The 14248-nt window shown below is 44.2% G+C and carries 14 protein-coding genes; 5 read left to right on the top strand and 9 right to left on the bottom strand.

Features of this window, described 5'->3' with window-relative positions; translation table 11 throughout:
- The first annotated feature begins 337 nt into the window (after positions 1-337).
- Entirely contained in the window at positions 338-745 is a 408-nt protein-coding gene (locus KFE98_21700; protein ID UTW64767.1) for an acyl-CoA thioesterase, read from the top strand.
- On the opposite strand, the gene KFE98_21695 is transcribed toward KFE98_21700, so the two are convergent.
- Genes KFE98_21695 through ribD form a run of 5 tightly spaced genes read right to left on the bottom strand, consistent with a single transcriptional unit; the run spans position 742 to position 7143 of the window.
- Positions 742-2523 carry a hypothetical protein gene (locus KFE98_21695; protein UTW62577.1) on the bottom strand — a complete coding sequence of 594 codons (1782 nt, stop codon included), beginning with the start codon at positions 2521-2523 and terminating at the stop codon, positions 742-744. The two genes, KFE98_21700 and KFE98_21695, sit on opposite strands and share 4 nt — an antisense overlap.
- Positions 2502-3113 (bottom strand): YigZ family protein, encoded by a 612-nt coding sequence (locus tag KFE98_21690; GenBank protein ID UTW62576.1) that lies wholly within the window; start codon positions 3111-3113, stop codon positions 2502-2504. The genes KFE98_21695 and KFE98_21690 overlap by 22 nt, the downstream gene beginning before the upstream one ends.
- A complete protein-coding gene (locus tag KFE98_21685; protein ID UTW62575.1) occupies positions 3110-3964 on the bottom strand; it encodes an EamA family transporter in 855 nt (284 codons plus the stop codon). The genes KFE98_21690 and KFE98_21685 overlap by 4 nt, the downstream gene beginning before the upstream one ends.
- A 14-nt stretch (positions 3965-3978) precedes the next feature.
- Positions 3979-6060 carry a tetratricopeptide repeat-containing sensor histidine kinase gene (locus KFE98_21680; protein UTW62574.1) on the bottom strand — a complete coding sequence of 694 codons (2082 nt, stop codon included), beginning with the start codon at positions 6058-6060 and terminating at the stop codon, positions 3979-3981.
- 33 nt (positions 6061-6093) lie between these two features.
- Positions 6094-7143, bottom strand: a complete 1050-nt coding sequence (gene ribD, locus KFE98_21675; protein ID UTW62573.1) for a bifunctional diaminohydroxyphosphoribosylaminopyrimidine deaminase/5-amino-6-(5-phosphoribosylamino)uracil reductase RibD — start codon at positions 7141-7143, stop codon at positions 6094-6096.
- Between the two features lie 57 nt (positions 7144-7200).
- Here ribD and speE point away from each other — a divergent pair, with 57 nt between their 5' ends.
- Entirely contained in the window at positions 7201-8490 is a 1290-nt protein-coding gene (gene speE / locus KFE98_21670; protein UTW62572.1) for a polyamine aminopropyltransferase, read from the top strand.
- Entirely contained in the window at positions 8474-9505 is a 1032-nt protein-coding gene (locus tag KFE98_21665; protein UTW62571.1) for an agmatinase family protein, read from the top strand. The genes speE and KFE98_21665 overlap by 17 nt, the downstream gene beginning before the upstream one ends.
- Positions 9506-9761: 256 nt before the next feature.
- Here the strand turns inward: KFE98_21665 and KFE98_21660 are convergent, their stop codons facing one another.
- The 4 genes from KFE98_21660 to KFE98_21645 all read right to left on the bottom strand — a co-directional run bounded on the left by KFE98_21660 (position 9762) and on the right by KFE98_21645 (position 12822).
- Positions 9762-10217: a hypothetical protein gene (locus KFE98_21660; protein ID UTW62570.1), complete on the bottom strand. Its 456-nt coding sequence runs from the start codon at positions 10215-10217 to the stop codon at positions 9762-9764.
- A gap of 65 nt (positions 10218-10282) precedes the next feature.
- Complete coding sequence (locus tag KFE98_21655; protein ID UTW62569.1) at positions 10283-10729, bottom strand: hypothetical protein; 447 nt, start codon at positions 10727-10729, stop codon at positions 10283-10285.
- A 52-nt stretch (positions 10730-10781) separates the two neighbouring features.
- Positions 10782-11366, bottom strand: coding sequence for a Crp/Fnr family transcriptional regulator (locus KFE98_21650; GenBank protein ID UTW62568.1), 585 nt, complete (start codon positions 11364-11366; stop codon positions 10782-10784).
- Between the two features lie 10 nt (positions 11367-11376).
- Positions 11377-12822 carry an aldehyde dehydrogenase family protein gene (locus tag KFE98_21645; protein ID UTW62567.1) on the bottom strand — a complete coding sequence of 482 codons (1446 nt, stop codon included), beginning with the start codon at positions 12820-12822 and terminating at the stop codon, positions 11377-11379.
- 137 nt (positions 12823-12959) lie between these two features.
- Between KFE98_21645 and KFE98_21640 the strand changes: the two genes are divergently transcribed.
- Together KFE98_21640 and KFE98_21635 are read left to right on the top strand one after the other, a co-directional pair.
- Entirely contained in the window at positions 12960-13400 is a 441-nt protein-coding gene (locus KFE98_21640; protein UTW62566.1) for a hypothetical protein, read from the top strand.
- 115 nt (positions 13401-13515) lie between these two features.
- On the top strand, positions 13516-14208 hold the full coding sequence (locus KFE98_21635) for a YjjG family noncanonical pyrimidine nucleotidase (GenBank protein ID UTW62565.1): 693 nt from the start codon (positions 13516-13518) through the stop codon (positions 14206-14208).
- Positions 14209-14248: the final 40 nt, after the last annotated feature.

Below are 14248 nucleotides of genomic sequence, written 5' to 3'. Positions count from 1 at the left end.
TTGGTGAAACAATAATTTAATTAACCCTAACGCTAAAATTTTTTCCGGAAATTAAGGGGGAAATTGGCAAGATACCCCTCCTTAAAAGCTGAGCAAATATTCGAATAAAAAAGTAAATAAAAAAATGAATTCTCGCTTGATTTTCTAATTAATTTGACAGTGAATCTAACCTTCGCTTAACCTAAAATTTATATTCAATTGATTTCATGTAAACTATCGAAAATTGATTCATTCGATTCTCAAAAAATCATTTTTTTGGACCGAAAATTGCACAAGCGGTTATTCACAAAATTGGGAAAATTAACCAACTTTGGAGCTCACTTTTAGGAATTCCAATATGCTTCAAGCCGAAACAAATCTTACTGTACGTTATGCCGAGACCGATCGTATGGGTTACGTCTATTATGGAAACTACGCTGCCTTCTATGAAGTAGGGCGGGTGGATGCCATGAAAAAATTAGGCGTTAGCTACAAAGACTTGGAAGACAGTGGAATACTTATGCCTGTGTTGGAATATAATATCAAGTATTTTAAGCCGGCTTACTACGACGATGAGCTAACCATAGTCACTTCGGTCAAAGAACTTCCCCGGGCAAGAATCACGTTTTACTACGAGTGTTTTAATGCGGCCGGAGACAAATTAAACGCTGGATTTACCACTTTGGTATTCGTTAGTAAGGAAACAGGACGTCCAGTGGCAGCACCGGATTCCATCCTTGGAAAGTTGAAGGAGTACATTTCCTAAAATCTTAGGGACTTGAAATGCTCCAAGCGACCATTTTGCTCGACCTGAATGAGGTAACTTCCAGCTGGGAAATTCTCCGGGCTTAACACGAGCTCTGATTCCATTCCAGAATGTTGAAAAAGGAGGTTTCCGCGGAGGTCAAAAATGGTGACGTTAAACTCACCTTTATAAGGAGGTAAAATGACCATTTCAGACACGCCTTGTGCAAATCCATCGGAGTTTAAAAATTGGAATTCCCTTTCTGACACTGAACCCGCTTCTTCGGCGCTTAAAAAACATCCATCGCGCAAGCCATGCATACTTAACACAATGCATACTTCGGTTTCGTAGTTTCCTTGAAACAATCGTTGTTCGGCAGCCACAATGCGGTCGGCAAAATCAGGAAAACTCATTCCATTAAATAGATCATGCATCACTTCGAGCATTAGCTTGTCGGCGTTGTTTCGACCCATATCGTCCCACAGATTCATGAATATTCCGGTAACCATTTGTCCTCGGATGTGTTTGGTCCCTACATCGCTTTGCGGGTAAATCATGTTGTTGCCCGACCAGCGTCCACCCCAAAACTCATTGTGACCATCCCAGGGAAAAACACGCTCCCAGTGATAATCGTTGATTTCTCGTTTGTAGGATGCTGCGAGGTAGTCTCCAATGCCTTCATCAATGGCCTGCCGGGTACTACCTACAATACTGTTGGGTGAAGCACAGTCTGAAAGGGCATGTCCATATTCGTGAATGGTGGTTGTGGCATCTTCAGCATCGTCCACACCGCCATCGCCAAAAAACAAATGCGGCGGGTTAAACCGATTGGCATAAAATGAATTGTCTTCTTCCTGGGCGTGAGCATCGCAGTGGATGGGGTAGGAGCAAAGGGAGGAGTAGCCCAGGCTATCCAGATGTTTTCGGTATCGGGTTATGTGGTAGTAAATGTTGACTTCTTCAAAATGAGGATTGGAACGATCGAAGAAAAAGGAATCCGAAGCCGATCGGTAGGCTTGGTTGTTTGGAGCGGATTGATCGATGATTTTGACGTAATCATTTTCAAGACGGAAGGTTCCGCTGTCATATTCAGCCTCTATGGTTTTGAGGTATCGCTCATCATTGAGCAAGCGATTGCTCTCATCCGAGAAATCCCGAAGCAGTCCGCCATATTGACTGCGAGTGCTGGTAATTGGATCTGGATAAAACACTTGAACGAAGATGGTGGTATCAGTAGCATGAAATTGACGGTCCTGTGGGATTTGCAGCACGCTCTCATTCTGCTCGTTAAAAAGCTCGTCATAGGCGATTTGTTCATTGGCCTTGATACGCTTAACTAAAGAGAGTTCGCCAGATGTATTAGGTACCCAAACGTGTTGCGTTTTATCCCATTCACTTAAGGATTGGGCTCGTTGCATAGCTTGCTGAGAAGCGGATTGGGTTATGGAGTAATCAGTGATTAAATAGGTTTGACCATTGAGTAGGGTGTTTATTTTCAAAATGCCATCCAGCACTTCGATCCCCAGATAATATTGTTGATAGGTAAAATGGTTGGCCTTAAGACTTTGATTTTGATGAAGCATTCTCCATTCCCGGTCCTCTCTCAGGTCTGCAGCAGAATGTTCGTTGTAATAGTGCAATCCTTCCTCCGCGTTTTTTAATACCGGTCCATTGGAAAAGGACTGAACCTGTGGGATTCGATTAAAAATTTGTTCGGTATTCAAAGATGCATCCTGGGAAAAGGTCGGCCATGATAGCGCCAGGATCAAAGAGAGAATTAGGGAGCGTTTAGGGTCCATTCGAGATCAGTTATTCGTTCAAATTTACGAAGAATGCTATCCTGATCCAATTTTTTTAATTCGACCCGCAGCAGGCAGGTTTCTGTATATTCTTTGTGAATCGGAACCAGATTCAACTGCCTCAAGGTTCGATCCACTTCACCCGACTGATCGTAGGTAAACCTAAGCTCCAAAACCACCGTCGGCTGCTTACGAATCATTTTTCCGGCATCCAAAGCTTCTCGGGCGGCGGTACGATAGGCATTGATCAATCCGGGAACGCCCAGCTTAGTTCCCCCAAAATAGCGGACTACAGCTACCAGCACGTTTTCTAATTCCATGGATTTGAGTTGACCCAGTATAGGGGCTCCTGCACTGTTGGACGGTTCACCATCGTCGGAGGCATATTCGATTATCGATTGGCCAGTTAATCGATAGCCGTAGCAAACGTGGTTGGCAGTGGGGTGTTCATCCCGTAATCGCTGCAAATGGGCCTTGATTTCTTCCAGGGTACTAACGGGGTAGGCAAAGGAAAAATGCTTGGATCCACGATCTTTGAATAGGCCTTCTGTGGGTTTTTCCAGGGTTAGAAATTCTCTGTCATCACTCATGAGCCATACAGAATTAAGAAGATGGCGCCCAATGAGATCAAAACTCCAATGCGATTGAGGGTAGAAAGCTTCTCTTTAAACAGGAGCATGGACAAAAGAGTAGAGAGCAGCAAGACCGAACTGTTGTTAACCGGAAGTAAAACGGTGCTTTCCATACCAGCTTTACCCAAAGCCAGAAGCAGGAAATAGATACTAAAGAAGTTCGGCACTCCCAATAAGGCTCCATAGAGCAGGGTACGTTCACTCAAACGAAATTGACGGGTTGCTAACCCATAAATCAAACCGAATACAAGCGCTACGAAAAAGATTCCTGAGGTGAAGGCCAGAAAGTCGTGCTCTCCTTCTAAATAGTGGTGCTGCCCATATTTCAGTAGGAAATCAATCAATCCACTGCCTGCAAAAACGATCAAAGGCCAAATAATGCCTGAGAGCACTTTATCTCCGGAAGGTCGATAGAGGGTTAAAGCAATCCCTGTTAAGGCTACAAAAATGCCCATGAGTTGTAAGCTTTGTATGGATTCCCCTAAAAGAACGAAGGCCAGTAAAACGGGAATGATCAAGGACATTTTATTGGCCGTTACCGCAATAGAAATACCTTGGTTTTGAGCCGTTCTACCCAACAAAACGAAAAGAGAAATAAAGAGGGCTCCCAAGGCTAATAGAAGTAAATATTCACCTGGAGGACCTTCTGGGATGATAGTTTTGGGGAAAATTAAAACACTTCCCAGCGCAGCGGCCACGGCGTAGTTAACGACAATGGCGCTGAACAAATCCACCTTTTGACGTTCAAAAACTTTGAACAGTATAAAAAGAAGGGTAGTGGTTCCAATGCTTAACAGCAGGTAGAGCATGCGGCAAATGTAACTTATACGGTCTTGGGAAACTCTACATAAAAGGTAGTTCCTTTGCCAAGTTCGGTATCACACCATACATTTCCGTCCATTAGGTCGGTCAGCTTTTTGACCAGCGACAAGCCAATACCTATGGAATCTTCACCCGCTGTTGGTCGAGCGCTTAGTCTTTGGTAGCGGGTAAATAGCTTGGTTTTGTCCTCATCGCTTATTCCCGGTCCATGATCCATTACCGCCAGCAATACCCGGTCATTTTTTACCCGCGTAAAGAGGCTGATATCGGTATTAAAGGAGGAGTATTTTATGGCATTGGTAATGAGGTTTTCGGCTACCTGGTGAAACAAGTATTGATCTACCCGAATGCTCACTTCCGCATCTACTTGAGAGGCATCAATATGAATCGACTTTCTTTCATACCAGTTCAGGTGTTCCTCCAATATCTTGTCCACCACCTTGCGAATAGCAACGTCCGTCAATTTTACCTCAATGTTTTGATTTTCGATTTTCCTTACGTTGAGCAGGGTCGTAATCATATTGAGCATTCGATTGCCTGATTCTTTAATCAGTTGAATGTAACGTGGAGTGTCTTCACTGAATTTTCCATTCTCTTCTTCGAGTTTCAACAAATCACAGAGACCAATGATGGAGTTGAGTGGAGTGCGAAGGTCATGAGCGACAATACTAAGTAGGTGTGACTTTTCGCTGGCCATATCTTCCAGCTCCTTGAATTTGTTTTGCAGTTGCTCATTGGCCAGGCTAATTTCGGTTTGCTGTTTGCGAATTTCCTGGTTCTGTTTTTCAATGAGTTGATTCGTCTCTACCAGCTTTTGGTTGACTTTTATTTTCTGTTTATTCGAGACGTAGAGGCTTATTACGGCGATCAAACTGATCAGAATAATGACAATCAACAACTGACTAATCCTTTGTTGGGCTTGTAATTCGGTAGTCTTCAAGTCGCTTTCCTGGCGGGCCATTTTCAGCAAACGTCGATTGGTCAATACTTGATAGCTAAAGCGCTCATCGGCGAGGCGCTGGGCAATTCTTTCTTCTGAAATTTGTTGCTTCAATTCATTACTCTTCCGGGCAAAGTCAATGGCCTTTTCGAAGTCTCTAAGTTTTTCGTAATTGTTGGAAATCAACTGATTGATTTGCAGTTGCATTTCACGGTCTCCCGTGTTACGGGCCATTTCTAATGTCTCTTTCGATAAGTCCAGAGAGGGTTTGTGAAAGCCGCTAATAAATTGAAGTTTGGCAGCCTGATACAGGATCTTGATACGAGATTGGTTATTGGCAATTTTCTCAGCGATACTTTTCGCCTTTTCCGCGCACTTATTGGCCATCTCGGCCTGGTTCATTTTATAGAAGGTCAGCCCTTGGTCATTACACAACCGAGCCCATTCTTGAAAATATTGGTCATCATGATCCTCCTTGTCCACCTTTTCGATGGAGTTCACGGCCTGTTTATAGAGGTTTAACGATTGCTCGTAATCTTCTTGAAAGAAGTGGTAGTAGCCTAAATAGCCTAAGCTGTGTCCCACCAAAAAGGGATCGTCAATTCCCAGCCTGATCTGATAGGACTGCATAAACAGGCTTTCTGCTTCTTTGAGATTGTTTTGGTTTAGTGCGATTAGGGCCAGGTTGTTCATTGCGGTGGAAAGAGCCATGCTGTCGTTGAGTTGCATCGACAGATTCCGGGCCTGTTCAAAATCAGATTGGGCTTTCCCAAAATCTTTGTTGAGGTAAAAGACATTTCCCCGGTCCAATAAATTGGTCACAAATAAAGAACTCGGTGAATCGGGATTAAAGTATTCGTTGGTGGTGTTGAAGTATTCCAGCGCAATGGCATAGTTTCCTTTTTCGGCGTGAATTTTTCCGAGAAGATTGTAAAACCGAGCATTAAACAAACTGTCGCTTTCGGCTGAGACCCGGGAACTATCGGAGAGATTGGAATCGGCTTGATGGGAATAAAGGTCATCCAGCTCTCGTTGCCCATGAGGCATAAACGGAAGGTCGTTTCCAGCCTTTACTTCAGGGGAAATGAGAAGCACCACCAAGAACAAAACCAGGGTGGCCATCAAACCTTTTCTATATGTCATTTCTCGTATCAAGAACAGACGTTTCATTATTAATTAGGGAGAATCGCGGTAGATGATACCTACCTTGTTACCTGAACCCGTGGCAAATTCGTCCTGATAATTCTGATTTACCGTGGGTGCAGCAACCCCTTCTCCGATGTACTGGTCTGACGTGGTGATTCGAATTTCATCCCAGAGGTCAGTACCTAAAAAACTATGGTGCAACTGAGCACCACCTTCAACCAAAACGCTCTGGATTCCCTTTTGATACAAGTCTGTCAAAACTTCTGAGAGGAAAGATTCTTCGCTGGTTACTTTAATCCAGTGGGTATTTCCCTGAACTTCCTCCAGGTTTTGATTATATACGAGTGTCTTCACAGAATCATCCAGCACCGCTCTGGATTGATCAGGTTTCACATTCCTACCTAAAATAATACGTACAGGTTGGCTTCCGGTTACATATCTTACCGTAAGACTTGGGTTGTCTGCCTCAACTGTTTTGCGGCCGACACAAATGGCATCTTCCTGACTGCGCCAGGTATGTACCAGTGTTGAGTTGGTTTTATTGCTGATTTTTAGCGGTTTATGTTTTTTATCGCTTTTGATTCGATCCATAAAACCATCGGCCGTCTGTGCCCATTTGAGCAAAATATACGGTCGTTGTTTTCGATGAAAGGTAAGAAAACGTCGGTTTAAAAACTCACCTTCCTTTTCCAATACTCCGGTTTTGACCTCTACACCAGCTTGAATAAGCTTTTCTATTCCACGACCTTTTACCAGCGGAAAAGGGTCTTTTACCGAAATTACTACACGGGGAATTTGAGAGGCAATGATCAGGTCGGCGCAGGGAGGTGTTTTCCCATGATGGGCACAAGGCTCCAGGTTAACATAAAGGGTAGATTCTTTCAGCCATTCATTATGCGAAACCGATCGGATGGCATTGGGTTCTGCATGGGGTCCACCGTACTGCCGATGATAACCTTCTCCAATAATTTTTCCTTTTCTTACCACCACACAGCCAACCAGTGGGTTAGGGGATACCTGACCCAATCCATTGGAGGCAAGTTCGAAGCATCGCTTCATGTACTGTTCATCGGTTCCCATTTTCTGCAAAAAACTTCAAAGCTATTGAATTATTTTTGCGCCGAAGTAATGCAAATTATGGGTGCTTTAGGAAAACATATTTTAGTGGAGTTCATTGGCTGCGAAGCGGCCATTATGAACGATGTGGCCATCATCGAAAAGGGAATGGAAGATGCAGCTGAGGTGGCCGGCGCAACCATTATTAACTCAACCTTTCACCATTTTTCGCCTTATGGCGTATCAGGAGTTGTGGTAATTCAGGAAAGTCACCTGGCCATCCACACCTGGCCAGAATACCAATATGCTGCAGTAGATCTGTTTACTTGTGGCGATACGGTGGACGCCTGGAAGTCTTTCGATCATTTGAAAGAAGTGTTCAAAGCCACCAATTATTCGGCGCTGGAAATGTTCCGAGGAAACCTCAATCTTTTAAATCGAATTGATTTTGATCTTTCCTCTATTCGCTCCGAGGCTGGTAAACGAGTTCAGGGATCAAGAAACAATCGAAATGTTTGGTTTACCGACAAAGACGATAATCAGGCTCTTTCCCTTCGATACACGGGTGAATTGCTGTACAACAAGACTTCCGAATTTCAGCAGGTTCGGGTAATCGATACTTATGCCTATGGCAAAACCCTGACCATAGACAACATGGTGATGACTACCGAAAAGGATGAGTTCCACTACCACGAAATGATTGCCCATCCAGCTATGCTTTGCCATGCTGGAGTGAAAAATGTTCTGGTAATCGGAGGGGGTGATGGAGGTACTGTTCGAGAAGTGCTTCGTTATTCCGATGTGGAGCAGGTAACTATGGTTGAGATTGATGCTAATGTTGTAGAGGCTTCCAAAGAGCATTTGCCCAATATTGCAGCTTCCTTCGATGATCCCCGGTTAAACCTGATTATTGGAGACGGGATTGAATTTCTTAATCAGGCCGAAGATGCGACCTACGACCTCATTTTGGTAGATGGTTCCGATCCTGTGGGGCCTGCTGAGGGGCTATTCTCTCCTGAATTTTACCGCAATGCGCATCGGGCTTTGAAGTCGGACGGATTGCTCGTTGCTCAAGGGGAGTCTCCGGTTTTTAACCGAGAAGTATTTGTCGATATTTTTCAGTGCATAGGATCCATATTTGGAAACGACCGCACGCATACACTTCTCTTTCAAGTACCTACTTATCCTTCTGGAACCTGGTCGTTTATGATTGCCGGAAAAAATGATTGGAACCCGAAGAATCCAAATACAGAGCGCTACGAGGCGATAGCTGCCCAGCACGATTTTGGTTACTACAACCTGGATGTGCATCAGGCGGCATTTGCTCAACCCAACTACATCAAAAAAATGCTTCATGGATCACTCGTTTGACCCCAATGGAGTAGGAGTAAACAACGGTAATTATTTTGGATTTCCGTTTTCGCCTGAAGAAGGAAAGCTTGTTTTGCTTTCGGTTCCCTGGGATGCTACAACGTCTTACCGAAGAGGAACAGCCAATGGGCCTCGTTCCATTATAGAAGCATCTGTTCAGCTCGATTTTTTTGATGAAGATGTTTCAGAAGCCTGGAACCTCGGAATTGCAACACTTCCCTTAAATGAGGAAATGGAGCAATGGAATGAACAGGCTTCAGCAGCCAGTGAAGAAGTAATTGATGCACTTGAAAATGGGCAGGCACTAACTTCGGATTTAAAGGCCAAAGTGGTCCAGGTCAATCAATGGAGTAATCAGGTTGGCTCTTGGGTAAAGGAGGAAAGTGCACAATGGCTTAATCGAGGGAAATTGGTAGGACTTGTTGGTGGAGAACACAGCTGTCCTTTGGGATTGATGAAGGCTCTTGGCGATATCCACCCCGAGTATGGCATTCTCCAAATCGATGCCCATGCGGATTTGCGCCCGGCTTATGAAGGTTTTACCTACTCTCATGCCTCCATCATGTACAATATGCTCAAGGAAGTTTCTTCGGTCAAAAAGTTGGTTCAGGTTGGTATTCGTGATTTCTGCGAACAGGAATGGCATCTGATTCAAGAGGATAATCGAATCCAGGCTTTTACCGATCGCTCTTTAAAAAAGGCATTGCTGGAAGGGGAGAGCTGGAAAACTTGTGTGGATAGAATAATTTCGGCCTTACCAGATAAAGTCTATCTGTCAGTGGATATCGACGGACTTGATCCGTCCTTGTGTCCCCATACCGGAACCCCCGTTCCAGGAGGATTATCCTATGACCAACTAACCTATTTGATTCAAAGCATTCCAATGGCTGGAAAACAAATCATTGGATTCGACCTGTGTGAGGTTTCTCCCGACAATCATGGTGAATGGGACCAGAATGTAGGAGCTCGCTTACTTTATTTCTTGGCTAACAGAACCCTGTTATCGAAGGCATAAAAAAAAGCTACTTCTATTCAGACGCAAAAAATAGAAGTAGCTCATTTGTGACAATCGGCAGCTATTTGACTCCAGCCAACCCGCAGCCCGCGGAGGCTTATGGTTGTTCTTACTCTTACTTACCGACCATATAGGAACAACAAAAATAAAGAGTCGATGTTTTGTGACATGTTAAATAATGGACGAAATGCACATTTTTTGGGTCCGACCAGGAATTTTTTGGCTTTTTTCACGGTTTTTGGTCGATAAACCGACCTTAATCATGCCCTTCCTCATCTTTTAGCATGTCATCAATAGCTGAATCTACATTTCGATTTTCTGCTTTTTTCTGGCGTTCTTTTAGCACACCCATGATAAAGGTGATCACTCCCACTACAAACAAAACACTAACCCATATGGATATGACTTCAAGAGTCAATATGGTAAAGACGCTGAATCCTCCCGCCACAATCATGATAAAACAGCCAGCCCCTTTTCTCGATTTTATGCCAATAGCCGACATTCCCAGGCTTTCTTCTTGAACTTCTGCTTCGGCTCGACGGATATCTTCAATTCTGTTTTTTATGAGCGCTTCTTCGTCCAACTTATATAGAGGACAAGTGCTGCCAAAATCTGCTGGCTTGGAGGTTAGTTTACAAATGACGCCGTGTTCCATGCTAAAACCACGATTCTGGCATTTTCGGCAGATTTTTAGTCGGTATTCTCGGTTCATGGTAGAAAGGTATAAATATCGAAGAATTTAGCTAACGACTCGAGTACCGATGGGCCAGTTAACCCTTAGCTCATGGTCTTGGTTCTTTGCTGGTAAGTAATCCATAAAGCCAAAGTGTAGGCCCAAAAAAGTGTGGCATGAATGATCAAATCCGGATAGGGATTTCCGATTAACCATTCTTTGCCCACATCCCCCCATTTGGCAAATCCCACAACGGCATGGCGGAAGGCGATTAAACAGCCAATCCATAGCCCAACAGGATAAGGGACTCGAATACCTATCCAGCAAACAAGGCCCAGGAGAACATAAAAAATCGACTGGCTGGCAAACAAGGCGAGAATTAGAGAAGTGTGGGCCTCTGGAATATCGATGAGGGTTCCAAATGTTTCGAGGGGAAAGAACCAGGAGAAAAGACCAAAGCCTAAAGCCATGATCAGGTCGATGAGTAATAGTGTATTTAGAAAGTACTTAGCGAGCAAAGGCATAGCAGATACAATTAAAGATGGATTCATTGGGCAATAGTAAAAGCCTGTGATCCTATCGAAATTGATCCACATCAATTAATCATATCGCTGAACGAATCCGGGAGAGTGTTTCAGGAGATACGTTGAGAAAGGATGCGATAATGGTAAGGGGAAGGAGTTGCAGTAAATGAGGTTCGCATTCCAGTAACTCACGGTAGCGATCAGAAGCACTTAAGGTTTGGGTTTCCCTAAGCCTTCTTTCAAACCAAACGGCATAATATTCAGCAAACAATCGATCGAGCTGGTTCAATTCGGGGAAATTCTTTCGAGCGGTATCAAAGCTTCGTTTGTCCACAGTGGTTAGTTCAGCATCGGTAACGGCTTCCAGGTAAACTTGAGAGGGTAATTGGCTGAGGTAACTATCCAGAGCTATGGCTACGTCACCGGGTAAATAGATTTCGGTGGTTATTTCACGCTCACCTTCTATGAAGTATTTACGTAGAATACCTTTTTGAATCATGTGGTGTCCAGAACAGATCCAGCTAGGCTTGAGGAGGTGTGCACCTTTTTTGTAGGATTTCTTTTGAAAACAAGCCTCAATGGCCTTCATCGCTTGCGGAGAAAGGGTGTGCGAAAAATCCTTGATTCGCTGTAAGTAAGGAAGCATGGATGCTCTTGAAGCCATGAAGTGGGAGTTATAGAACCATTAATCGCGGTTCGGTCATTTCCCGCATCGTGTAGCGAACTCCTTCTCGCCCGAGACCCGATTGTTTGACGCCTCCATAAGGCATACTGTCTATGCGAAATCCGGGAACATTATTGATCATTATGCCACCAACATCCAGGTTGCGATGGAGCAGATCGAGGTGATTTAGGTTTTGGGTAAATACGCCTGCCTGAAGTCCATAAATCGAGTCGTTTACCTCATCGATGGCTTCTTCCATAGAAGTGAAAGTTTGTAGGGTGGCTACAGGTCCAAATACTTCTTCTGAACATACCTTCATCGATCGATTGACCTGGGATAGGAGGGTGGGAGCGTAGATCTTTTGTTCCTGACTCAGAATTTTTCCGCCGGTCAGCACTTGAGCTCCCTGTTCAACAGCTTCATTAACCCATTGGTGGATACGATCCAAATGAATGTCCTGTATTACCGGACCATTGATCACCGTTTCATCCATCGGGTCGCCGGATTTCACTTTTTCGATTTGATCAACGAGAAGGGAGGTAAAGCTTTTTACGACTTCATGGTGAACGAAAATGCGTTGAGTTGAGATGCAAATTTGCCCTGAGTAGAGATAGGCACCGCCAGCTATTTGGCGTGCGGCAGCTTCCAGATCGGCACTTTGATCAACGATAACCGCAGCATTGCCTCCAAGTTCTAAGGCTGTTTTTTTGCGGCCACAAATGCTTTTGAGGTACCAACCTACTTGCGAACTTCCGGTAAATGACAGCATTTTCATTCTTTCGTCTCGAACCAGGGTTTCTGCATCTTCATTAGAACAAACGAGCACATTAAGCACCCCATCTGGAAGAACACCGGATTCCTGAACCAACTTAGCAAATGCCAGGCAGGATAGTGGAGCTTGAGGAGCCGGTTTTAAGACCAGGGTACAACCACAGGCAATGGCCGGCGCGATCTTATGCATGGCCAGGTTTAATGGAAAGTTGAAGGGAGATATTGCTGTTACCGGACCCAAAGGCATTCGACGAGTCCAGGCTGTTTTTCCGGTGCCATTTAGGTAATCCATAGGAACCGTTTCACCGGTAAATACCAGGGCCTCCCGTGCAGCAGTTTTTAAGGTGTCACGGCAGCGAGCTACTTCTGTTCTGGCGTAGGAAATGGGTTTTCCGGCTTCAAGGCAAATGAGTCGGGCAAATTCTTCCTCGTTTTGCTCCAACAGTTGCTCCAGTTTTTCCAAAGCTTCGCTGCGTTCGCCGGCAGACCAGAAGGAAAATTCCTGAAAGGCTTTTTCAGAAGATTGAATCGCTTCTTCTACCTGCTGTGAATTGGTCAGTTGAATCTTGGCCATTTCATGTCCGCTAAACTTCTCAGTTACCGTCAAAGTCTCATTGGATTCGCCAGTGATTAACTTTCCATCAATCAGCTGCTTGGAAGATAATATAGCCCATGTCTCAGTCATTCCTTATTGCTCGTTTTGCTTTCTTAAATGTAATCAAATTGCGGCATTGAAAACAGCCCAAACCCTTGATAAATCCCGTTAAAATTAGACGATCACTGGGATCAATCCCCTCGGGAAACCTTAATTTTGTAAAGTCTATGTTGGAAGAAGCTGGAAAGTTAACCTTTTATATTCTGTGGACATCGGTCAAGTTTTTGTTTGCTCCGTCCACTACCTATTTTATGGGGGAGTATAATTTTTGGCAAACGATCCTTATCTCCATTGCCGGTGGTTGGTTAGGTACGCTGGTGTTTTACTATGGAGGTAGTTTAATCTTCGACTGGATTGCCGTCCACTATAAACCCAAACAGAAAACATTTTCCCGTAAAAACCGATTTATCATCTGGCTAAAAAATAGCTTCGGTGTCACGGGAATGGCGATCATCCTTGGCGTGGGGTCTATTCCCATAGTGTGTCTGGTAACCGCACGATACTTTAGGTCTAATCCGTTGACCATCTATTATTTGCTCAGTTCTATTGTTGTTTGGTCCTTCATTTTAACCGCATTTTCGGTGTGGCTAAAGGATTTTTTTGTCTGAATACAAAAGATTGACCCTGACGTTTCAAGATTACCTGCGGCGACCGCTCTTTGAGCTCAAAGTAGATTTTGAAAATTTTAGATTGAGCCTTAACATTTATAATTAGCACCACAGCATGCCCATACGCCACTTATTCTTTGATTTAGATCGCACTCTTTGGGATTTTCGAAGCAATTCCAGAGAAACCTTAGATGAAATCTATCAGGTCTTCAACCTCAAAGAAGCTGGGGTGAGTGATCCAATGACCTTTATTCATACTTACGAAGAGGTGAATGAATACATGTGGCATTTGTACCGAATCAATCAGTTGAGCAAGGAGGAATTACGCTATGGTCGTTTTGGTCAGGCTTTGGGCAAACTGGGCGTACGAAACGAAACACTGGCAGGTGAAATAGGTGACTACTACATCGAACATAGTCCGAAGAAAACCAACCTGTTGGATCATGCATTTCCTGTGTTAGACTACCTAAAGCCCAAATACGAATTACACATCATTACCAATGGCTTCGAAGAAGTGCAAAAAGTGAAGCTCGAAAACTCGGGACTTTCCCATTATTTCGGCGAAGTAATCACTTCGGAAATGGCCGGATGTAAGAAGCCCGACCAGCGCATTTTCGAATTTGCCTTAAAAAGCTCAGGTGCCGAAGCCAGTCAGTCTGTTATGATCGGAGATGACCTTACTGCTGATATAGTTGGAGCCCGTGGCGCCGGTATTAGCCAGGTTTATTTCAATCCACTGGAAGAGCAGCACAATGAACAACCCGATTGGGAAATTGGGTGCCTAAGCGAGTTGCTCGAGATCTTCTGATTTTTTAACGCCTTTCATTCAAATGCAGGCATCCATTCAG

Source organism: bacterium SCSIO 12741 (assembly GCA_024398055.1).
Lineage (GTDB): Bacteria > Bacteroidota > Bacteroidia > Flavobacteriales_G > Salibacteraceae > SCSIO-12741.
Note: the sequence above shows the minus strand (reverse complement) of the source record. Positions and strands in the feature narration are given on the sequence as shown.